The sequence below is a fragment of the Rhodopirellula sp. UH5 genome (assembly GCF_056839225.1).
Genome location: NZ_CM166390.1, coordinates 965495 through 988028, shown reverse-complemented (window position 1 = coordinate 988028; position 22534 = coordinate 965495). Strand labels below are relative to the sequence as shown.

Here is a 22534-nt window from a genome sequence, read left to right as displayed (position 1 = left end):
CAACTTTTTCTCGTTCGGAATGTTCTCTTGGCCAAGTGTGACGAAGGCTATCGATGCGAAGTGTGCGGCGAAGATGTGATGTCAATCGTCGACAGCGATCTCTACCTTCGCTACGTCATCGGACACCTTGATCCCGAAAAGCTCCATGTTTCTCCCGAGCGACACATCCGCTGCAATCCTATCCTCGCGCAGTGCATCCGCGATGAACGAGTCGAACCGAGCTCGGTTGCGGGGCCATTTGCACTCTCCGAACTTGACTCGAACCACGCCGAAGCAATGGCTGAATTGGTCACTCGGGGCTATCAACGCCTGTGGGAAATCAATGCCGAGGACGGCGACCGAGACGTCACCGACTACCCGCTCCCCGAAGTCCGCGAACGATACCAATAGCAATGCCGGCCTGCGTCCGATTGAGCCGCTGCCTGAATGGATTGCCCTCTCGTCGGTGACCCAACGAGTGCACACGGAATCGATTCATTGATCTATAGTGTGTGTCCGCACACCCCGGCCAGTTCCCTGCCCACCTCAAACTGGTCTCGGCGTCTGGCTTGGTTGGTTCGCGATGGATCTTGCTAACAAGCCCACCTTGTCACAACCCGCCTCGTGAGCGAGCAAAGCTGGTCCTGACCAATCCCCTCCCACCTACCTCCCCACCGATTCCATCATGCAGCCCCACTTGCTTCGCAACCTCGTCCTCGCGTTTGCAGCGATCGCGTTACTTGCCCCCCTGCCAATGCTACTGGCTGACGACTTACCTGTTCTGCCTGTTGAAGTGCTGATCGGGCCAACCGAACCGGCTCCAGAAAACGCTCCCGCCCCGGGACCGCTACGGACTCCGTTTGCAGTGGAGTTTGATTCCCAGAACCAGATGTGGATTGTCGAATTTGATGGAGGCCGAGTTTTGCGATGCCCTCCCAACGACCCGACCAAACCGGAAGTGATCGCTGGGCCGGAATCGGCAACCGAGCCGAACGCTTTGGGATACGTTGACGGTCCTGCTCGCGAAGCACGATTCAATAAGTTGCACAATCTGGTGATTGATGGCAACGACGTTCTGTATTTGTCGGATCATGCGAACCATTCCGTTCGCCGTTTGATGCAGAACGATCAAGGCGAGTGGATCGTGGACAGCTTTGCTGGCCATGGCAAATCAGGGCCGGCGACCGACAACGTGAACCGGAAACAAGCGACCTTTCGAGAACCAATTTGCATCACCTTGGACGCGAAGAAAAATCGTTTGCTGATCGCGGACATCGGCAATCAAGTCGTCCGGTCAATCGATCTCGCATCGGGAACGGTTTCAATCCTAGCTGGGCAAACCGCCAAGTTCAAAGATCCCCGTGCGGTGGAGTTGGCCCCTGACGGTCGTTTGCTCGTGCTGGAACGCAACGGCAATCGTCTCCGCCGCGTCGAAGCCAATGGCAGCATCACGACACTGGCGGGAAGCGGGCAAAAGGGCAAGGCAGATGGCGACGCTGACCAAGCCAGCTTCAATGGTCCCAAGCACATGGACGTCGGTGACGATGGGCTTGTCTTCATCGCCGACGACGTCAACCATGTGATTCGCGTTTACGATCCACATACCAACGTTGTGCAAACCTTGAATCTAGGCGAATACACCCTTCGTCGGCCCCACGGCGTTTGCATTCACAACGATCAACTTTACATTGCCGACAGTTTCAACCATCGCATCTTGCGAGTTCCCCTCCCCACCAAGTGAAAGCTCATGGCCAACGATCAATCGCTCCCCAAAATTGGATGGATCGGCACGGGAGTGATGGGGACCAGTATGTGTGGGCATCTGCTCGATGCCGGCTACGAGGTCGCTCTGACGACCCGTACGTTGGCAAAAGCCGAGTCGTTGCTCCAACAGGGTGCGAGTTGGTTCAGCACCCCCAAAGACGTCGCCGCGAACAGTGATCTCATCTTCACCATCGTCGGTTATCCACACGATGTCCGAGAAGTCATCCTCGATCCGGAAACAGGTGTGCTGGCAGGCTGCAAACCTGGCAATGTGCTGGTGGACATGACCACCAGCCAACCATCCTTGGCCGTCGAAATCGCAGAGCAGGCCGCCAAACGGGAAGTCGACTCGCTTGACGCCCCCGTTTCCGGCGGTGACACCGGGGCACGGGGCGGCACCCTGTCGATCATGGTCGGCGGAAGCAAGCGAGCACTCGAGACAATCCAACCCTGTTTGGATTTGATGGGCAAAACCGTCGTCCACCAAGGCGGCCCTGGCGCAGGCCAGCACACCAAAATGGTCAATCAAATTTTGATCGCGACCAACATGATCGGCGTCTGCGAAGCACTCGTCTACGGTCACAAAGCAGGCCTGGACTTGCCGACCGTGATGCAATCGGTTGGCTCAGGTGCGGCGGGCAGTTGGTCTTTGAACAACTTGGGGCCGCGAATCATTGACAACCAGTTCGACCCTGGTTTCTATGTCAAGCACTTTTTGAAAGACATGGGAATTGCCTTGGCTGAATGTCGTGCGATGAAGCTATCCATGCCAGGTTTGGCCTTGGCAGAACAACTCTATCAATCCGTCGCCGCTCAAGGGCACGAGCGAGACGGCACGCACGCACTCGCGCTGGCCATTGCAAACTTATCCGGCATCGATTGGAAAAACCGTTGAGCAAACGGTCAGAACTGAAAGTAAACAAACGGTCGAAAGCCACGCGGAGCGTACAACACCAACGCCCAGATCATCACGGCAGTCGCGACGGGCGTGAACCAACGATCCGCGGGCAATCGCATCCATCGTCGTCCGCGAGTTCGCCAAACCAAGTGCTCCGCCACCATGCATCCGAGCGCCAACAACGGCAGTGGCGGCAACCAAAGAATCGTGCCAGCCTCCGCCCATGTGCCGCCCACCACCCCCAACAAAGGCACCGGTGACGTCAAGCCGATCAATCCGCGATAGACCGCGACCGCGTTCTGAAACGAGCTCGCACGGAACAAAACCCAGCCAAACAGTACGACACTCATCGTTGCACACCAACCGGCCACTCGCGGCAGGGGCAACCGCTTGGAACGCGCAACCACCAGGGCCAAACCGTGCCAAACGCCCCAGCAGACAAACGTCAGCGCGGCTCCGTGCCACAACCCACCCAGCGTCATCGTGATCATCAGGTTGCGATTCGTTTGCGAAGCAGGACCGCGAGAACCACCCAGCGGGATGAACAAGTAATCTCGCAACCAGGTGGACAACGTGATGTGCCACCGATGCCAAAACTCACCCACCGAGGTCGAAAGATAAGGGTGGCGAAAGTTCACGGGAAAGCGGTACCCCAACATCTTGGCGATCCCGATCGCCATGTCGCTGTACCCAGAAAAGTCATAGTAAATCTGCCCGGCGTAAGCGAACACAGCCAACCACACGGTCGCGGGATGATACAGCTCCGGTCCCGCGAAAACCCCATCGACGAGATCTGCCAGATGATCCGCGATCAAGACCTTCTTCACTGCACCGCGAAGCAACTGCTGCCCGCCGTTGTACATTCGCTTGGAATTCCACGTGGGGCTCACTGCCAATTGCGGTAACAGATGAGCGGCACGGACAATTGGCCCCGCCACCAATTGCGGAAAGAACGCCACGTACAATGCGAAGTCCAACAGATTGTCGGTCGGTGACATCTTCCGGCGATACACATCGATCGTATAACTGAGCGTTTGAAACGTGAAGAACGAGATCCCCACCGGCAACACAATTGGCAACGTCGACGCGTTCATCCCCAAAGAACGAACAAGCGGTTCAGCGGTCTCAAGGAAGAAGTTGAAGTACTTGAAGAACCCCAGCATCCCAAGGTTGGCGATTAAACTGCACACCAACCAACGCTTGCGGGTCGAGTCTTCCTCACTCGCGGCAATTCGTTTCGCGACAAAGAAATCCACCGCGGTCGATAACAGCAACAAGCCGCAGAAACGAACGTCCCAGTACGCGTAGAAGTAGTAGCTCGCCAGCAACAACAGACCATTGCGAGCCACACGTCCACGCAGCATCCACGCGATAGAAACGACAACTGCCAAAAAGCAGAGAAACTCGAGTTGCGTGAAATTCACTCGGGGCCTCCAGCGTTCACCAGCGAGCGGTCACCACGTGGAAATGCCTTCCAACGCTTCGCGAATTCGCGGGTGATCAATCGATAGCCAACTGGATTGAGGTGCCCGTTCCCAATCCGTCCGTTCTGGAATCCGTGAGGGAAGACACCGCGTCGCACGGATTCGCGAAACGCAGGCCGACAATCAATGACCTGGATGGATTGTTCCGCCGCATGTTGCTGGACAATTCCCCAAAGAAGGTCGTCCGGATCTTCCCAACGCAACCTTCCGTCCATGACCACTGGGCAACGCGGTGCGTAAACGATCCACAGCGGTTTCGTCGTCGCATCTCGCAGCGAGACCAAACTGTCCAGGATCCAGCGTTCCGCAGCAGCTCGATCGACCTGGTCTTCCAAGGTGATCCGCGTTGGTTCCCCCAAAGAACGAATTGGCCCCAGGCCAAACCGCAGTCGTCGCGGAGCCAGTGTGTCCGGATCGGTGACCAGATTCCGGCCCGCATGCAGGACGAAGTCTGGAACCCAGCGTGTCACTTGGTTCATCCTTGCGATCTGGGACGAATCCACTGGTGCCCTGCCCCCGGGCGTCTCCTGCCGGCCCATCATGTCCACCATCTCGCAAAGCAGAATGACGTGTTCATCCACTGCGAACCCCGCTTCGCTCAGCGGCAACTCAGCGGTCCAGTCAGCCACGTCATCACCGCTGCTCGCCAACGGCAGGACCTGCACCGGCGAGCGTGCCAACTCATTCCGACCGGATTGATATCGCAGGTCCAATTGAAGTTGTTGCCACAACTTTTCTAAATCAGGGACGCAAACCCCTTCGGCTTGCGAGTCTCCCCAGAGAGCAATCACGGTTGCTCGTGGCGACTGCGAATCCGTTGCCACAGGCAAGTTGGTTCGCCCCATCATCCCATGCGGACCGATCGCAGTCGTCGCATAGCCCTCGGCTCGCCAGCGATACGATTCGCCAGGGCTCAGCAACACTCGCTGTCGAACCTCATCGTACTGCCGCGGCACATAGCTGCGCACGAACCATGGCGATGTTGCTGCGATGATCAGGGTGCCCAGCGACAGACCGATCAACCAACGGACGATCATCCGCCTTCAGCCGACGACGGAGAAGGAGAGCTCGTTGACGAAGAACCCGGAGGCGACTGCTTGCGTTGCAACAAAGACCGAATCGGCGACGTGAAGGCGAAGTAGCAGAACACCACCGGAAGCGCGACCCAGTGCAACAACAAAATTCCAACGACCGCAAAGAGAGCTTGTCCAATTTGATGCGGCGCTCGTCGTCCCCGAACCAATTGCGCGAACACGTGGGGATACTCGTAACGAGACACCATCAGGAACGCCAGCACCAACGCCAAGGTTGGAATCACGTAGTGCGACGCATCCAACGCGATGCCCGCTAACGAATGGATCCATTCGGGATAGCTTTCCCCCACTGCGAAATCAGCCAGGTCTGGGATCGCGATCGCAAAGGCGGCGATCGTTCCGGCCGCGGCGGGGGAAGGCAATCCTTCGAATCCCTCGTGGTCGTCGTCTTCTGGGGTTTCCACGTTGAAGCGAGCCAACCGAATCAACACACAAAGTGCGAACAGAACGCCAATGCCCCAAGTCAAACGTTGCAGCAACACGTCACTGATCCGCCAGACGATGACCGCTGGTGCGACACCAAACGTCACCGCATCGCACAGAGAATCCAACTCCGCGCCAAACCGACTGGCTTGACCGGTCAATCTCGCCGCTGACCCGTCCAAGGCGTCAAACAACATGCCGCCGAAGATCAGCAAACCGGCCGCAAAGAGTTTGGACTCGGGGGTCCAATCCAACGTTCCCGTGCTGACCGCGATCGCAATCGCCGCCAATCCACAAACGCCATTGCCCAGCGTCAACAACGTGGGCAACACCGCCAGGGTCAACCGCCGACGTTTGCCGGAGCGACGTTTGCGGCGACGTCCAAATTTCGAACGATCCACAAACTCATCTTCTTGGATGAGGTCGGATTCGTCGTCGACGCTGTCGTCGTCCAGGAAGGGAGGTCGTGGTTTCAGTTCGCTCATTTCGATCAACCTTGTTGATAACGGGCGAACACAGTCGAGCCGGCACTCACCTTTTCACCGACTTGAGCCACGATCTCGAGGGCTTCGTCGCGAGGGATCACCAACTCGGTTCGCGAACCCAGTTTAATCATTCCGAATATTTCTCCGCGTTGCAAAACATCGCCCACGCGAGCCCAGCAGACAATTCTTCGCGCGAATTGACCAGTGACCTGCCGAATCCGGACAATTCGGCCGCCAATTTCAGGACATTCCAACTCCACGTCCATGTTTTCGTTTTCTTTGGACGATTCGGAACGCCACAAATTCAAAAATTTCCCCGGGCGGTATCGAACCCGCACGACTTTGCCCGGCATCGCAATTCGATTGGCATGCACATTAAAAATCGACAAGAAGATTCGAAAACGGATCGCCGCCCCTATGATTGGGTCATCGACTTCGGCAATCTCAACCAGTTTGCCGTCCGCGGGGGACACCACCGTGCCAAACGTGTCCGGAACTTTGCGGCGTGGATTCCGAAAGTACCACGCCACCAGGCAAGCGACGGCCAGGAACGGCACGGCCAGGGGCCACCAGAACCACCCGAACAGAACGGCCAGGACAAGCGAAGCGGAGGTCAGCACGATCATCTCGGCTAACCCAACCCGTACAAACGGGAGCGACTCCCGCCAGAGAAACGGGTCATCGGCATCTGCCCACCAATAACTGTCTTGGTTGCGATAGTATTTCATGTCTCGCGAATCCACCGGATCGAACGGCAACTCGCCGCGATGCCCCTGGCGACGATCTCGCATTTTGGCCACGTACTTGGGACGGACCGCTCTCAGCCATGCTCGCCGGACTCTCCCCCATGCCAACTCGACCGACATCACCACGCCGCCACCGGGCTGGATCGATTTCAACGATGGATCCATGGCAGGTACTTCCGATGCGAGCGCATCCGTGGTCAGCGGATTCGGGTCGTCGAGCGGGATGGAAGCGTTGGAGGTCAAAAAGCTGGCCATGGATTCAATATGAAAGCCAAAACGACGGCTTGGCAGGGGGCCGGTCAGCAGGAAGCGTACTGGTTACACTGTGAAATTGTCGAGAACACTCGCGCTCGAATTTGTTAACACGATGGATGGACGATGATCACTCCCCGGTATCTTTTGCCTTTTGATTCGCGAAGAGCCCTTCATCGTTTCACAGATGTGTTGGTCATCGGAGGTGGTTTGGCAGGCCTGCGGGCAGCCAACGCGGTGGAACCGAACCTTTCCGTTTTGGTCGTCACCAAAGACGAACTGCGAGAATCCAACAGCAACTACGCTCAAGGCGGCATCGCCGGGGTCTTGGATCCCGAAGATTGCTTTGATGATCATATCCGAGACACGCTGATCGCGGGTGGAAACCTTTGCGATCCCGCTGTTGTGGCGCGTGTCATCCACGAGGGGCCCCGCCGAATCGAAGAACTGATTCACTGGGGCACCCAGTTCGATAAACGCGAAGGTGAATTGGCTCTCGGCCGGGAAGGCGGCCACAGCCACGAACGCATCGTCCACGCGATGGGCGACGCGACCGGCCGCGAAGTCATGCGGGCCGTGATCGCTCGTTCGCGGGAAGCCGCCAACATCGACATTTGGGAAAACGCGTTCACCGTCGATTTGCTCAGCCAAGAAGGTCGCTGCCACGGAGCGATCGTGGTTACCCCCGACGGTCGTCCCACAATGGTCTGGGCCAAGGAAACAATTCTTTGCACCGGCGGCGTCGGCCAAGTCTACCGGGAATCGACCAACCCGCCCGTCGCCACCGGGGATGGCACCTCGTTGGCTTACCGGGCCGGTGTCCAGTTGCGGGACATGGAATTCATTCAATTTCACCCGACGGTCCTCTACATCGCTGGTTCCTCGCGGTCGCTGATCACCGAGGCCCTGCGTGGCGATGGGGCGTACTTGCGAGACGCGACCGGACATCGATTCATGCCCGACTACGACTCTCGTGGTGAACTGGCACCGCGGGATGTGGTCAGCCAATCGATCGTCAACCAAATGAACGAAACCGCGCACCCCTGCGTGTACTTGGACCTGTCGCATCTCAACGCGGAACACGTTCGCACTCGTTTTCCCGGCATCGCGGAAACTTGTGGCAAGTTTGGCTTGGACATCGCGACCGACCGCATCCCCGTTCGCCCTGGCGCTCACTACATGATTGGTGGCGTTCGAGTCGACATGCTGGGGCGAACCAGTCTGCCTGGATTGTGGGCCGCAGGCGAAGCCACCAGCTCCGGTTTGCACGGTGCCAACCGGCTTGCCAGCAACAGTTTGCTGGAAGGTTTGGTCTACGGGGCACACGCCGGAGAAGCAGCCAGTCGATCGGCCGCAGAAGGGCCGCACAAGATGGTCGCCCGTCGCATTCAACATGCCGACCACACACTCAGTGAATCGTTCGACATCGCCGACGTTCGCGTCTCCCTAAAAAGCCTGATGGGCCGGTTGGTCGGTGTACAACGCGACGCCGAAGGGTTGCGGCAGGCCGACAGCCAAATCCGATCGCTTGCGGCTTACGTGATGCGGCATCAATTCGACAAAGTGGAAGGCTGGGAACTCCAAAACTTGTTGCTGACCGCCCACTGCATGGCATCCTCGGCACTGGCACGGACCGAGTCACGTGGCGTTCATCTCCGCAGCGACTTCCCGGAACCCGATGACGAGAACTGGCGTTGCCACCTCAGCGTGCAAGTCGATGTGGACGGTGGCATGCCCCAAAAAGGCGAACCGATGACCTCGCCCGTGATCACACGCGAATCGACGCAAGCAAACTCGACCGCCGATTGAAACGCCCCGCGAATGCGTTCGTCATTTCGGAAGTTCGGGCGGCCAAGTGCGGCGTTTGGGTTCTTCCAACGCGGTGAGAAACGCGATCAAGTCAGCGAGGTCTTGCTTGTTCAATCCAAGCGGCTTCAGCAAATGCGACTTTTCGGGGAACAAGGGGTCGCCAATCTGGCTTTCCTTTCGTCGCAACGTCGGCATGCCGGCGTTGTACATGTTCAACACCCCAGGCAACTCAAACAATCCGTTGTGCATCAATGGTCGCGTTCGTGTGATGTTGCGCAAACTCGGCGTGCGAAACCGTCCCACATCGTCGGCATCCCCCGTGACAGAATACCGACCGAGATCCTCGAACTTACGTCCGTAGTAGCTCAGCCCAACGTCATGCAGTTGGCTGTCTGAAAACAACGGGCCATTGTGGCAATGGATGCAACGAGCTTCGCGGCGAAACAGATCCAACCCCACGATTGCATCGTCGGACAAGGCCTCCTTGTCGCCTTTCAGGTAACGATCAAATGGTGAGTTGCCGCCCACAATCGTTCGTTCATAACAGGCAATGGCCTGGGCAATCCGTTGAAACGTGACCTCCTCGGTTCCATATGCCGCCGCGAAGAGATCTTGATAGCCCTCCAGTTCCTGGAATTCTCGAACCACGTCCTGCTCGGACGCATGCATTTCGCTCGGGTTTTCCAAAACATGAATCACCTGTTCTTCCAACGAACCAGCTCGCCCGTCCCAGAACAACTGTTTGAAATGTCCCGTGTTTTGAATGGTCGGGGCGTTGCGTCGAAGTAACTCTCGCGAATGACCGAAACTCGTCGTCCGACCATCCGCCCAAGCCAGATCAGGATCATGGCAGGATGCACACGCAATTTGTCCGCTACCAGACAGTCGAGGATCAAAGAACAGCCGTTTCCCCAGCTCGGCCTTCGGTTCGCTATATGGGTTGTCACTTGGGTGCTGCACCAAAGGCAACACCCCCAGCTCTTCCCAATTTGCCCCCGGATCAATTTCAGGGGCCGGCCATTGCGAAGGATCCTTGCCGTAGCTTTCACGCAATTGAAGAATCCAAGCCAGTCGCTCTTCGGGGCTGCGTTCAGCGCGAGGCGGACTCCTGGTTGTGCTTTCATCCGAGCGAACTTCGTTCATGGATTGCCCGTCCATCGCATCATGGGCGGCCAAGCGTTCACGCAATCGATTGATGACGGGGGTCATTTCCTGCAACGCCAATTGCTCACGCTCGCCCGCCTCCGCGGGATGCGGTTCCGAGTGACGCGTCAAGACTCGAAAGCCCTCGGGAGCCTGCCCGCCATTGTTGGTGCGGCGATGACAGAGCGTGCATTGCGCCGAATAGGTGGCGTGTTTCAACGTTCCATATTCAACAAACAATGATTCCGACGAATCGGCCACGAATTCGAAATCGGAGGTCGCGGGGCGGGACGACCCGTAGCGAGTCCTGCGGAACACCCAGTGATTCGAACCGTCCCGACTGCTGGTGTTGTTGTCGCCGGACAAGGTGGCTGGCCCCTGCAAAACACGCACTCTCGCGTCGTCAATGACGGGTGTCACAACCGGCCGAAGTTGATCATCCAAGGCAATGATTTGCTGAATCAGGACCGCCTGTGTTTCTGCAGGGACTTCGACGGCCCCGGCCGCTTTGGTTTTGGCATCCTGGATCAACTGCAACGTCCGCTCACGCGAACCAGCATTCAAATAGACCTTCGATGCGTGCAGCGAACGATCCGCTTTGAACAAAGCGGAACTGATCCGCCCCACCTCAACCCAGCAGCTTTGGTCGCCACCAGTGCCAACGAAGTCTGTTGGGAAGTAAGCCATCGAAGGAGTGGATGGGCGATCGGCAGCAAAATTCGCATGCAACTGTTCCACTCCGCTTGGCAGCGTTTTCAGCCTGTCAGCGGGTTGAGCCAAAGCCTCGATTGTTCGAGCCATTGCGTTCAACAACTCGGTGTCTTTCAAGCTTTCCTTTTCCCAATTCCACCATACCGACGCGATGTCCCATTGGACCAACGCTCGGGTCAGCGCCGAATCCAGTTCCGAATATCGCTCGGGATCACAAACTCGATCCAGTAGACTCAGTAATTCCGTTCGCGATGTTCCTGACAGACGACTGACGGGCGAGACACGAACGTCCCCACCGAAGACACGACGGTCGTCCGGGCCCCCTTCTCGCTTCAAAAAGTACCAACCACGTTTGTAGAACTCCGCCTCGGATTTTTCGTCACGCTGTCTTTCAGACGGCAACGCAGCCTGCACCTCTTCCGGGACCAAGGATTGAATGAACAACAGTTGGTGCAAACGATTCAAATCACTGGTCGGGTCGTCATCATAAACCGGCATCGGCGACTCGGAAGTGGGCAGGCCACTCGCATCCACCAACGGTTCGATCGCGAAAACACTGCCGGCGAGGAGTAGCCAAGCCACTCCGAACAATGGAACTGCAAACGAGACTTTCACGATCAAACTCAATACCCTTCGATCACTTCACCACCCGCGATTGTCAGTAGTTGACACATGACATCCGCACTGGTGCTCTCGGTTAAAAAATGAACAGAGCCGTCCACAAAGGCAACGTGAGCGCCGCCAACATGAAACGAGTAAACGGCGTACTTGTTCGACGCATTGATCATCTGCCCTCCCGGAGCACTCCATCGAGCATGCTCATCCGGTTCGGTCGCATCGTATTCATATCCCCGTGCGACAAACAGATTGCCTGCCGCCCAGCTGGACACCGCCACGTAATTCGCACCGGAACTTGTCTCTTCTCCAGAACCTGGCACCCTGCCGCTCTTGGCTTGCCAGATCTGCGGTCGGCCAGACGACTCGACAAACACGATCGAATGGGAAGTCCCATCCAAGACATCGCGAATGCGTCTGCCCTTCATCCCCGGTTTCACCGTTCCATCAAACAGTCCATCGATGTTGCCCGGTTTGGGGTATGACACCACCGCTGGATCGGTCCACATCCGTGAATAGGGCCCCGCGCTGCCTGCATAGTCGGAACCGAACGAGCCCCACGCTTCTGGGCTGGAGGAGGTCGCACGTTTGAATTTCGGATCCTCAACCGGACTGCCCGGCGTGCTGGGGCACAGCATCAACGAAAGTGGAGTCTGAACGGCTTCTCGATTCTTGATGTCGTTGTACCGGACGCGATAGTCATAGATTTCGGCAAGTGGACTTTGTTCCAGATAGGGAAGCAACTGAGCTCCCCAATAGTGCAGTGCTCCGCTGCCCGAAACACTGCTCGGAAACGCATTGTGGGCAGCGTGATGATTCTGCATCCCCAGCCCGAGTTGCTTCAGATTGTTCGAGCACTGCATGCGTCGAGCCGCCTCGCGGGCAGACTGCACGGCGGGCAACAACAACCCCACCAAAACACCGATGATGGCAATCACCACCAACAATTCGACCAAGGTGAACGCATTTCGACGACCAGCCATTCAATCACTCCAGTTTAGATCTACAGTCAGCGCAAACGTGACATTTGGCTGGCTGAGCCGGTCCCAAAGGCCGGCGATCGCTTGCTGGAACAACACTGAAAATCAAGAATCAGTGGTGAGGTCACGCTAATGAGAAACTCTCTCATTAGTGCACCTATCATGAACAATTGGCGTATTTTCCGCAACCCGGGCGAGTGGTGGATCCAGGAGTCGCTCGGTTCCCCACACCGAGCCTCGCAGATCAGAAGCTCGTTGGGAGCCTATGAGGCCCTGCCGGCTGGATCAGAAATCCAGGTGGGCTCGCATTGCAAAGATGCTCGCGTCGCTGTCGCCATTGACCGGACTGTCCAGCATCGCATGGATGTAGTTGAGTTGGAACTTGGTGTGTGGGTTCCAGTGCCAGTTCAATCCCGTCGTGATGTCGCTCAACCGTCCGCCTTGAACGTTCGCGTCGTTGAAATCCAGATACGAGTAGCGAACCGCCAACTCCCAGGCCCCGATGCCGCCGTCTTTGCCGACACTGCAATTGGGAACGACGTCGCCAAACACGCCGTTCTTCTTGTCATACGAACGCTGCTCCCCGGTCAAGAAGTAGCCTGCGTACGCGTAGGCACCCGGCAGTGCGACCGTTGGCCCGCCAATCTGATCCACCACGCTGACCAGATACTCCGACTGGGCATAGAACGAACCCGCCGAAGCCGCGAGTTCCGCTCCGAACAGATGGGTGTGCTCCGCGTCGATGATCCCCGTGTCAACGAAAAACGGCGTGTTCACTGCCACGGCCGCGGGCACTCCGCCACCGGTTTCGCTGACAAACACTTCGGGCTGGCTGCGGTATTGAAACAGATCGTTCGAAGGATCAATGAAACTGTAGGCACCTCCAACGTGGAAGCGAACGTTGCCTGGTTCACGATCCACCAACAATCCGGTCAAACGGGCGGCTGTTCCATAGCCACCGTTCTCGCCGACACTGCCGCCATAGACATCCGTCGGAAATCGAAAACCGCTGACTGCCCAAGTCATCAAATCATCCGTCGACGTACCGTAAAGAACCGCTCCGATCTGACGAAACGGGATCAAGGCAAACGGCAATGAGCGTTCCATGAACGTCAGCTCTTTCACGCTGGTCAAGCCTTCCATTCCGATCGGTTGCCGAAACTGGCCGACTCGCAGATTGCCATCCCCAACCACATCTTCCAAATCGACCCACACGTCCATGAAGCTCGGGCGTCCGGGAAATCCGAAGTCCATCTCAAGCGAGTAGGCAACGTTGTCCCAAACGTTCCCAACCGCGGCCAAACGAGCTCGCCGAAAGTCGGAGCCATCTTCCGCATCCCCCACCGCTGCGATGTTTCGCTCGCTTTGATGGAACCAAGCGGTATCGGCTTGGAAGAATCCGGTCAGCCGCGCGGTGGGATACTTGCTCGACGCAGGGGGAGTGCAAGAGGTTGCAGGAGACTCCTCCGCATAAACAAAAACCGGCTCCTGCGAAATCTTCGACGCTTGCTTCAGTTCATCGATCTGGGCCTGCAAGCGTGCCAACTCCTGTGACACGTCATCCGAAGGGTTGTCAGTGTTTCCCGCAATCGACTCCTCCGACACTGTCTGCCCCAGTGGAACCTCAACGGGTGACTGCGAGACAATTCCGCTTCCCAAAATCAGGGGTTCCTGGGCGTTGGTCACCGTCGTCTGAAGACCAACCAGTGTCCACGTGATCATCACCATTCGCAGACTGATTCCGCGGAATTCTGTTTGCCGCGTTCGAAGTCGTTTCCCGATTGCTCGCCCAGTCATCCATCCGCCTTTGATTGGAAGTCATTCCTTGTGATGCAAGCCTTGCGTCCCGGATGACCGGCCCACAAGAATTGATCCTTCGTATCGCTCCGATGATCAAAATCGACACGTCTACCAAGCGGATGTAGACCGACGCGGCGAACCGTTACAATCGGACCAAATGCAACTCCCCGCTGGCGGCCTCCCCCTCCTTCGTCGCTGAGCCCCCTCCCCACCAAACAACCCCCCTTCGAATGAATCTGTTTTCCGATTGGTTTGCTCTCCGACGCACTTGTTTCACGCCTTCCGTGCGGGACGTTCTGCCGGTTCTCGCGATCTTAGCTTTGATCCCCCTTTTCAATTCGCTCGCGACCGCTCAATCCCCCTCCACCATCGCGCCGCGATCGATCCAGCTTTCCAGTGAACAGACGCAACTCAAGCACTTGAAAATGGAACCGGCGGAAGACGCGATCGCGTTCCGAACCACTGGCAACGATCCATTCATTGCCTTTCAGATCCCGCCGACACCCGCGAACGAACGACGTTGGATTCTGGCGATGGAAGTGTTTTGCCCGCAGGGCATCCGAAACATGCAACTGTTCTACGGACAACCATGGACAGAAAAACGCCGCGTCGACCTGCCGCATTTGAATCGCGCGGAAGGCTGGACGACGTACACCTGCGACCTGTCCCTGGGCCAACAGTTTCTGCGTGACGACCAACCGCTTTGGTTGCGACTCGATTTCGGAACCGTCGCCGACAAACGGTTTCGAATCCGAAATGTTGTCCTGCGTCTCGAAAACGATTTCGAGCGACGACAAAACCAGGAACAACAGGAACGAGTCAAGCGATTGGAACGACTGGACGAACAGATTGCCTCGTACTATCAGACGCAATTCCCGCTTGAAATCACGCGGGTGGAACACACTGCCGACGCGATCCTCGTCGCGGGAAAAGCGGTCGGCCAACTCTCAACGGCCAACCTCAGTTTGATCGTGCGCGGGTTGACCGAAATTTCCGCGGTTCCGGCCAAGGTGAACTCGAAAACCTTCTTTCGCCCCGTCCGGATTGACGCCGACGGGAACTTTCAGGTTCGCATCCCGGCCGACCAAGAATCGAAGCTGCGTGACACGGGCGTTCGATGGCAAGTCGTTTCAATTTCGAGCCAACTGGACCCCGAAGGCAATCGATCCGCAACGCCGTTTTCCGCCGTGCATCACGTCGATCGCTACGATGCGGCCGAGGACAAAGAGCTTCCCCCAACGCCAAAGCTGCGTGCCGCCAAAGGCATGACCTGCCTTGCCGAGCTTGCACCGGAACATGTCAAGGAACTCGGACTAGCTCACGGTTCGGTCAATCTGGTCTTGAGCCATTTGGTTTCACCGACACCACGTCGCGGGTTTCAGGCCACGCAGGTCCGCGGGCGAGAACGATACGTCAACCAAGCCGCCATGCGGCACCTCGATCACCGTGTGCAAAAGGGACGCGACGCTGGTTTGGTGATGGCGGCCATTCTGCTGATCCCCAATTCGGGAACTAAGTCGACCGATGACTTGCCCAGTTTGGAACATCCCAATGCCGACCCCGCTGGCACGTACACGATGCCCAACTTGGTCGACGAAGCGTCCGCCCAACTGTATGCCGACACGCTGGACTTCCTCGCTGAACGCTACAGCGAAGGCAACCTTCGCATCGATCACTGGATTGTCCACAATGAAATCGACGCCGGTTGGCAATGGACCAACATGGGCGAGGTTCCCATGCACATCTATCTCGACCACTACTTTCGCTCCATGCGGATGGTCGACGCCGCAACTCGACGGGTCAATCCTCACGCTCGCACGTTCATTTCGTTGACGCATCATTGGAACCTGGAAGATCCTCCGCATTGGCGTTGGTACGCGTCCAAAGACATCATGCAGGCTCTCGTTCGACACGGTGAAGTCGAAGGCAACTTCCCGTGGGGATTGGCTCATCATCCCTACCCCGAAAGCCTGTGGGAATCCGACACCTGGAACGACAACGTTGAATTCACACTCGATGCCAGCATGTTCACACTTAAAAACTGGCAGGTGCTGGACGACTGGTTGCACACCGAACGTTTGCGAGATCCCGAGGGCAAGGTGCGTGCGGTGTTGCTCAGCGAGCAAGGCTTCCACGCGTCCGAGACTGATCCACAAGCTTTGGAACAACAGGCCGCCGCGGTGTTCTACACCTTTGAACAAATTCGCAAGTGCACGTCCATTCTCGCATTCGACTACCATCGCCCCGTGGACTCCCGTGCCGAAGGTGGCCTGCACTTGGGACTGCGTGGACTCGGTTCGCCCGAGCAACCACGCGGTGCCCCCAAACCAGCCTGGGATGCTTACAAGTCGATCGGAACCTCAGCCGAATCAAACCTCCGCTCCCACTACCAATCTCTTTGGAAACGATGAACGACGCCATGACTGCACCATCCGGAGATGGGCAGTGGCACCAATTCGTCGCGTCCAACGACAGATCCCCCCTTCATCTCCCTGGTAGCCGATCATGGAACTCACTGCTCATTCGATTCCCAAACGCCGCCAAGCCAAAAGCCTGGCACTTGAATCCTTGATCAGCACCGTCGCGATGCTCTCGATCCTCTTCGGAGTGATCGCCGCCGTCGCCGTACTGATCTTCGTCGGTTTTCCAGCCATCGTCACTTCGCTTTCCATCCTCGTCGGATCACTTTTGAATTGGCTGTTCTTTCAATCCCTCGCCGAAATCATTCGGCTGCTCAAAAAGATTGCGAAGATCGACTACGCCGGGGCTATCTCCGGCAGTCACATGGAAGTGGTCCCCACCTGCAGCCACTGCGACGCCACGCTTCGCAACGACGTCTGCTGCGACCAATGTGGCGCCCGGTTGATTCCACCGAGTGACTGAGCGAACCAATAAGACTGTTCCGTAAAACGCCAGACGAGATTGCTTTCCTTAAACGGCAACGTTGAACGACCTCGTCCCGTATCCGCTTCGCTTGCTCGTCAGCGCACACACAGTGTGAACGTCCCACCATCCGTCGGCGTCATCCAAAATCCAAACGGCATGCATCAAATCCTGGTTTACGGCGATTCTCTCAGTTGAGGGATCATTCCCAATACACGTCGTCGATTCGCGTTCCATCAGCGCTGGCCAGGGGTGATGGAAGTTTCCGGTGGTGCGCTGCGTTGCAGCGACCATCGGCTACCGTCTGACATCCCTCCCGGGATGAAGAAGGGCAAAAGCCGGAAGACGAGTTGCATCTGCTAAGCAGGTCGGCAGGAATGATCGGGCGTAATCACGTGAGCCGTTTGGGCGTTAGCCCCGGTTGTACGTGGGAGCAACGACGCTTGCCAAACCAATTCAAAAGCCGAAAGACTCATAGTGGTCTGTCACGACTTATTCTTAGGGTCGTGGACGAGGCGACGAGTCCTGAACTGGCGTCAAATCCAAGGACTCGTCGCCTCGTCCACTACGATCACCCCGCACGTTTAGCTGTAACAGACCACTAACGACTTGCTTTCCAGCCAAATTCGCTAGACTTCTGCCTCGCAAGCGAACGGAGTCAGCCTTCCACCGCGGAGCGTCATTCCGCTTCCGGGATCCAACTGAGTCCGCCAGCAACGATCTTGCAAACCGCTTTTGTTCGAATTTCGATCGTCAATCTGAGCCGCAGTGACTGACAACCCTTACGCACCACCGACCGTTACCGAGACAGTTCGTCCGGCGTGTCATGGTGTGAATTCAGAATTCCGAAGGGGACCGGCGTGGTACATCATTTTCTCCGCAGTGGCTGGTGCGTTTGCATCCGTTCCCTTGCTGACTACCCTTCCTGCAATGGGGCTCGTCGCGAGTTTAGCTGGAAGCGTCATCGGTGGACTGATCTTCCGGATTCGTTCTCGGAATTGGCCCCATGATCCAAGCGTGCGTTCTCGCCAGGTGCTCTACGCGTTGATTGCAATCTCCTTTCCGCCCGCCGGATTGTTCCTTTTGGCTGGGCACAACGCTCAAGGAATTGGCATCATCCTTCTCGGGGCACTCGTCGGTGCATTCATCGCGTGCGGAATCTTCGTCAGCGGCACCAAGCGTTTCTCCCCTGTCGACACATCCAATCCCATTTGATGCTCCCGCCTTTCACCTCCCCACCTCATTGCTGCAACCTGTTGATCATGAAAATGAACTCCGCCGTCTTGAATCTCTGCAAGCAAACATCCCGCCTTTACCTGCTCTTCATCCTGACGCTCTCATCGGTCGTCTCTGCGGATCACCCCGACACTGCACCGCCCTCGCCTACGAAGGCCGAAACGGCTGACTCATCCATCGACTCACGTTTCCTTCAGTGGGGTGACCTGGGCAACGGCACTTACGCCAACCCGATTCTCAATGGCGACTTCGCCGACAGCGACGTCGAACGCGACGAGGCCAATGACCGCTGGGTGATGATCACGTCGACCAATCACTACTCGCCCGGGATGACCATTTTGGAATCCAAGGACTTGGTGAACTGGCAGTACACCGGGCACGCCATCCCGACGCTGAATTGGGAGCCCATGTACAACTGGGACCAAATGAACGGCTATCGTTGGGGATGCTGGGCTGGGGATCTGGTCCAACACAATGGTGAGTGGTTGTGCTACCAAATCGATTTCCAATCAGGCCTCTACCTCACGCGTGCCAAGGATATTGCCGGTCCTTGGACCGAGCCCGTCTGCCTACTGAAGCGAAAGCATTGGACCGATCCAGCGGTCTACTTTGACGACGAAAAACAGGAAGCCTGGTTGGTTTGCAATTGGGGCAAAGGCTCTCCACCACGTCCAGACCAACCCCATGAGATCAAACTCTTCCGCCTGTCCTGGGATGGCTCTGATTTGCTCGACGAAGGCACGACCATCTTCTCAGGGACAGCTGTCGAAGCCGCCAAGATTCGACGCTTCCACAACCAGTGGTACATCATGCTGATTGAGTGGCAAGGCGAAGGTGCAAGCCGCGATCGCAAGCAACTGTGTCTTCGATCACAAACTGATTCCTTGCAAGGCCCCTACGAATCGCGTGTGGTGATGGAACGAGAAACGGACTCCGATCGATCGGCCTGCCAAGGTTCCTTGATCGAAGCCCCGGATGGCAGATGGTGGTTCATGCATCAGCTCGTTCAAAACGGAACACCCGTCTTTCACGGACGCCCTCAGTGTTTGCAACCCGTCACTTGGAAAGAGGGATGGCCAATCATTGGCGAGGACATCGACGGTGATGGGATCGGCGAGCCCGTTTGGGTTCACAACAAGCCCATCCCAAGCGAGCACGCTCGTCCGCTTCAGACATCCGATGAATTCGATGGCCAGCAAATCGGTCCGCAATGGAATTGGAACCACGAACCACGTCGCGAACGGTTTTCACTTTCAGCTCGGCCGGGCTATTTGCGTCTGCACGCCTCCCAACCCGTCACGGTGGATCGCGGCCGACTGAAAGGAGCGTTCTGGGGAGCGTCCAACACGCTTTCCCAGCGCCATCTCGGCGTCACCCAGACGATCGCCACGACGAAGTTGGACTTGAGTGGCATGACTTGGGGAACACGCGCCGGCCTCTGTCACCATTCCGGCCGTTATGCCTTGTTCGGCGTTGCAAAGCAAAAGGATGGCACGACGCAGCTCTTCTTCAACCACAACGGCAAGTTGGACACCGGGCCAACGGTCCCTGGCACAGATCTCTATCTACGAAGCACGACCGATGGTGATGAAGCGGACTTCGCGTGGAGTCTCGATGGAGAGTCCTGGACCCCAACGCCTTGGAACTACAAGCTGAACTTCGGAAACTGGCGTGGCAATCGTCCCGGCGTGTTCTGTTGGAACAACCGAACCGACAACGTTTCCGAAAGTGGTTGGGTCGACATCGACTGGTTCCACTATGAAACAGGATCAAAACGCTAGCCAAACTTTCCCGGGTGAGAGCGGGAACCGTGGCGAACGCCGAACAGTTCCCACTCGAAGAGACCTAAACCTACCGGCCTCGTGGTCTGTCAGGACTTGTTTTTAGGGTAGTGGACGAGGCCACGAGTCCTGAACTGGCGTCAAATCCAAGGACTCGTGGCCTCGTCCACTACGATCAACCCTCACTTTTAGCTGTGACAGACCACTAGTTCGATTCCACCGGCATCGGACCGGGTGTCAGGTTCTCGAGCAAGTACCGCGTAATCAACATTCGGACATGCACTTCAGAACCTTTGCCTTCACGCAGCCCATGGTCTCGGTTGGGATAGACCATGTAATCAAAGGGCTTGCCCAGTTCGATCAACCGATCGACCAAACCTTCGATGATCTGAATGTGCGTGTTGGTTTCGCCTGATCCTGTGACAATCAGCAACTTGCCCTTCAACCCGTCTGCAAATCCCAAGGGAGCCGAACGAGCGTATCCGTCGGCGTTGACTTCCGGAGTCCGCATGTAGATCTCTTGGAACCAAGCGTTGTAGAGATGCGGTTGTGGCTTGGGCACGACAGCGATCCCGAGATGATAAACATCGGGTTTGCGAAACAACGCGTTCAGTGTGTTCGAACCACCGCCGCTCCAACCCCAAATGCCGACCCGCGACAGATCCACATACGATCGCGTGCGTCCCAGTTCCTGAATCGCGGCAGCTTGTTCTTCGGTTGAGAGTGGTCCCAAGCTACCGAAGATGCTTCGTCGCCACGCTGCCCCCTTGGGGCAAGGGGTCCCGCGGTTGTCGATCGAAACGGTGATGTATCCAAGGTCCGCAATCGTGCGGAGAAAGTCGATTTGAGCGGCTCCCCAACGATCAAGCACCGTCTGCAAATAGGGCTCGCCATAGACATAGACAAACACCGGGTAACGTTTCGACTCATCAAAGTCACTGGGTTTGGTCACACTCGCATCAACGGTCACATCCTCAGACAGCTTCAACTGGACGAATTCGGTGGCTCGCGTGATTGTCTTTTGGGCAAGCTTCTGCAGCTCTTGGTTGTCTTCCAGGATCCGGATCGAGCGATGTTCTGGAATCGAAACCAAGTCAACCACCGGAGGCGTGTTCACGGTTGAATAGGTATGAAAAGCCCATTTGCGATCCGGCGAAAACTGATACTCATGCCATCCAGGCTGGTCCCCCGGCGTGATCTTTTCAAGCGTTCCTGATCCATCCAGAGGAACACGGTGCAGATACCGTTGCGTGCCGTTTTCAGGCGACGCATAGAAGTAGTACCAACCGTTTGCTTCGTCGACGACATCGCCCGGTTCCGCACGATCGATGATGTCGTACTCACCCGGTGTCAGAATCTGAATGTCTGTTCCGTCGCGTGCGATCGTGAAGGCCTGCCGCCAACCGTCCTTTTCACTCAGGAAGAGGAACCGTTTGCCTCCATCAAGCCACGTGATGCCCGAGTTGATCCCGTGGCTTCCAACCGCCCACGCGTCATTGGATTCTTCAAAAAGGGTGGACACCGCCCCGCCCACTTTGGCCAATAGAAACTCGCGTTTGTCACGGAAACGACTGAGTCGCTCGACCAGAACTTCGTCCGAATTCCCTGCCCATGAAACTTCACCGAAGTAGCCACCTTCCTCAGGGAAGGCAATTGGCAACCAGGTCACTGAACCAGCGTCATCGCCGTCCACACTGACCACGCCCACTCTCAATTTGGGAATTTTGGTTCCGACGCGAGCGAAACGTGTTTTGCTGACACTGGGATAAGAAGGGTCATCCGGAACGAGGACATTGCGAAATTGGACATCATTGGAGTTGGCTTCGACGAAAAGAATTCGCTTGCCATCAGGGCTCCAGCTCGGATCTTGATAGGAGATGTCACCGGACTTGGATGGTTCCAACAAAGGACGTGACTCCCCGCTTCCCAGATCGCGAATCACCCAGCTTCGACGCTGCTTCTTCAGCAGACTGCGTCCATCGGGTGACAGCAAGGGATCACGCTCGGCGATCTCGACATCCGGCGATGCAACCGTGCGTTCCCCTGACTCCACGCTGTAGATGGCTCGGACGGATTCTCCGGAATCGGCGTCCTTCTCAGGAATCACAAACCCCGTGCTGTCTCCCAACCAGTTTGCCTCGAAACGCTTGGGACGCATCTCACCTTTGGCGTAGATGCCTTCCAATCGAGGCCGAGACCTTTCGAGCAACTCGGCCGGGCTGATCGATTGCGAGACGGCCGATTGAGCCAGTGCGGCATTCATGTTCAATGAGAACGCGAATGCCGCGACCGACAACTGAGTGACAACCTTCAGACATGGGTGCATCAATTTTGCTCTTCAGTGGTTGTCGCGTGACGATTTCTTGACCGGACACAGATCATCAACCACAACGCGGTTGTGCAAAATCCGATCGCAGTTTCGCCAAGAGGCGACGCAGGGGAAGGGTGGCG

General features: G+C 56.9%; 16 protein-coding genes. 8 read left to right on the top strand and 8 right to left on the bottom strand.

What is annotated here, in order from left to right; all coding sequences use genetic code 11:
* Nucleotides 1–27: 27 nt before the first annotated feature.
* The 3 genes from UH5x_RS03540 to UH5x_RS03530 all read left to right on the top strand — a co-directional run bounded on the left by UH5x_RS03540 (nt 28) and on the right by UH5x_RS03530 (nt 2638).
* Nucleotides 28–390: a hypothetical protein gene (locus UH5x_RS03540; RefSeq protein WP_482634729.1), complete on the top strand. Its 363-nt coding sequence runs from the start codon at nt 28–30 to the stop codon at nt 388–390.
* A gap of 274 nt (nt 391–664) precedes the next feature.
* On the top strand, nt 665–1720 hold the full coding sequence (locus UH5x_RS03535; RefSeq protein WP_482634728.1) for an NHL repeat-containing protein: 1056 nt from the start codon (nt 665–667) through the stop codon (nt 1718–1720).
* A 6-nt stretch (nt 1721–1726) separates the two neighbouring features.
* Nucleotides 1727–2638: an NAD(P)-dependent oxidoreductase gene (locus UH5x_RS03530; protein ID WP_482634727.1), complete on the top strand. Its 912-nt coding sequence runs from the start codon at nt 1727–1729 to the stop codon at nt 2636–2638.
* An 8-nt stretch (nt 2639–2646) separates the two neighbouring features.
* On the opposite strand, the gene UH5x_RS03525 is transcribed toward UH5x_RS03530, so the two are convergent.
* From UH5x_RS03525 to UH5x_RS03510, 4 genes are read right to left on the bottom strand one after another with little or no spacing between them, the layout of a single operon-like run.
* Nucleotides 2647–4065 (bottom strand): MBOAT family O-acyltransferase, encoded by a 1419-nt coding sequence (locus UH5x_RS03525; RefSeq protein ID WP_482634726.1) that lies wholly within the window; start codon nt 4063–4065, stop codon nt 2647–2649.
* On the bottom strand, nt 4062–5162 hold the full coding sequence (locus UH5x_RS03520) for a hypothetical protein (RefSeq protein WP_482634725.1): 1101 nt from the start codon (nt 5160–5162) through the stop codon (nt 4062–4064). Before UH5x_RS03520 ends, UH5x_RS03525 begins: the two co-directional genes overlap by 4 nt.
* On the bottom strand, nt 5159–6136 hold the full coding sequence (gene pssA / locus UH5x_RS03515) for a CDP-diacylglycerol--serine O-phosphatidyltransferase (RefSeq protein ID WP_047815437.1): 978 nt from the start codon (nt 6134–6136) through the stop codon (nt 5159–5161). Before pssA ends, UH5x_RS03520 begins: the two co-directional genes overlap by 4 nt.
* Nucleotides 6133–7128, bottom strand: coding sequence for a phosphatidylserine decarboxylase family protein (locus UH5x_RS03510; protein WP_482634724.1), 996 nt, complete (start codon nt 7126–7128; stop codon nt 6133–6135). Before UH5x_RS03510 ends, pssA begins: the two co-directional genes overlap by 4 nt.
* A gap of 123 nt (nt 7129–7251) precedes the next feature.
* Here UH5x_RS03510 and nadB point away from each other — a divergent pair, with 123 nt between their 5' ends.
* Nucleotides 7252–8934 carry an L-aspartate oxidase gene (gene nadB / locus UH5x_RS03505; RefSeq protein WP_047815435.1) on the top strand — a complete coding sequence of 561 codons (1683 nt, stop codon included), beginning with the start codon at nt 7252–7254 and terminating at the stop codon, nt 8932–8934.
* A 21-nt stretch (nt 8935–8955) separates the two neighbouring features.
* Here the strand turns inward: nadB and UH5x_RS03500 are convergent, their stop codons facing one another.
* The 3 genes from UH5x_RS03500 to UH5x_RS03490 form a co-directional block, all read right to left on the bottom strand.
* On the bottom strand, nt 8956–11403 hold the full coding sequence (locus tag UH5x_RS03500; protein WP_482634723.1) for a cytochrome-c peroxidase: 2448 nt from the start codon (nt 11401–11403) through the stop codon (nt 8956–8958).
* Nucleotides 11404–11411: 8 nt separating this feature from the next.
* Complete coding sequence (locus UH5x_RS03495; protein WP_482634722.1) at nt 11412–12386, bottom strand: DUF1559 family PulG-like putative transporter; 975 nt, start codon at nt 12384–12386, stop codon at nt 11412–11414.
* A 282-nt stretch (nt 12387–12668) separates the two neighbouring features.
* Nucleotides 12669–14180: an OprO/OprP family phosphate-selective porin gene (locus tag UH5x_RS03490; protein WP_482634721.1), complete on the bottom strand. Its 1512-nt coding sequence runs from the start codon at nt 14178–14180 to the stop codon at nt 12669–12671.
* A 233-nt stretch (nt 14181–14413) separates the two neighbouring features.
* Between UH5x_RS03490 and UH5x_RS03485 the strand changes: the two genes are divergently transcribed.
* From UH5x_RS03485 to UH5x_RS03470, 4 genes are all read left to right on the top strand, one after another.
* The gene (locus UH5x_RS03485; protein ID WP_482634720.1) at nt 14414–16594 is read left to right on the top strand and encodes a DUF5722 domain-containing protein; all 2181 of its coding nucleotides are present in this window, start codon (nt 14414–14416) and stop codon (nt 16592–16594) included.
* 94 nt (nt 16595–16688) lie between these two features.
* The gene (locus UH5x_RS03480; protein WP_482634719.1) at nt 16689–17066 is read left to right on the top strand and encodes a hypothetical protein; all 378 of its coding nucleotides are present in this window, start codon (nt 16689–16691) and stop codon (nt 17064–17066) included.
* 1017 nt (nt 17067–18083) lie between these two features.
* Nucleotides 18084–18281, top strand: a complete 198-nt coding sequence (locus UH5x_RS03475; protein ID WP_482634718.1) for a hypothetical protein — start codon at nt 18084–18086, stop codon at nt 18279–18281.
* 47 nt (nt 18282–18328) lie between these two features.
* Nucleotides 18329–20083 carry a glycoside hydrolase family 43 protein gene (locus UH5x_RS03470; RefSeq protein ID WP_482634717.1) on the top strand — a complete coding sequence of 585 codons (1755 nt, stop codon included), beginning with the start codon at nt 18329–18331 and terminating at the stop codon, nt 20081–20083.
* Nucleotides 20084–20288: 205 nt separating this feature from the next.
* Here the strand turns inward: UH5x_RS03470 and UH5x_RS03465 are convergent, their stop codons facing one another.
* Nucleotides 20289–22409 (bottom strand): S9 family peptidase, encoded by a 2121-nt coding sequence (locus UH5x_RS03465; RefSeq protein WP_482634716.1) that lies wholly within the window; start codon nt 22407–22409, stop codon nt 20289–20291.
* Nucleotides 22410–22534 lie beyond the last annotated feature (125 nt).

Bases quoted from the DNA above. Each gene is read 5' to 3' on its own strand.
- UH5x_RS03465 (WP_482634716.1), bottom strand. From the start codon at position 22,409: ATGCACCCATGTCTGAAGGTTGTCACTCAGTTGTCGGTCGCGGCATTC.
- UH5x_RS03470 (WP_482634717.1), top strand. From the start codon at position 18,329: ATGAAAATGAACTCCGCCGTCTTGAATCTCTGCAAGCAAACATCCCGC.
- UH5x_RS03490 (WP_482634721.1), bottom strand. From the start codon at position 14,180: ATGACTGGGCGAGCAATCGGGAAACGACTTCGAACGCGGCAAACAGAA.
- UH5x_RS03485 (WP_482634720.1), top strand. From the start codon at position 14,414: ATGAATCTGTTTTCCGATTGGTTTGCTCTCCGACGCACTTGTTTCACG.
- UH5x_RS03530 (WP_482634727.1), top strand. From the start codon at position 1,727: ATGGCCAACGATCAATCGCTCCCCAAAATTGGATGGATCGGCACGGGA.
- UH5x_RS03480 (WP_482634719.1), top strand. From the start codon at position 16,689: ATGGAACTCACTGCTCATTCGATTCCCAAACGCCGCCAAGCCAAAAGC.
- UH5x_RS03520 (WP_482634725.1), bottom strand. From the start codon at position 5,162: ATGATCGTCCGTTGGTTGATCGGTCTGTCGCTGGGCACCCTGATCATC.
- nadB (WP_047815435.1), top strand. From the start codon at position 7,252: ATGATCACTCCCCGGTATCTTTTGCCTTTTGATTCGCGAAGAGCCCTT.
- UH5x_RS03535 (WP_482634728.1), top strand. From the start codon at position 665: ATGCAGCCCCACTTGCTTCGCAACCTCGTCCTCGCGTTTGCAGCGATC.
- UH5x_RS03495 (WP_482634722.1), bottom strand. From the start codon at position 12,386: ATGGCTGGTCGTCGAAATGCGTTCACCTTGGTCGAATTGTTGGTGGTG.
- UH5x_RS03510 (WP_482634724.1), bottom strand. From the start codon at position 7,128: ATGGCCAGCTTTTTGACCTCCAACGCTTCCATCCCGCTCGACGACCCG.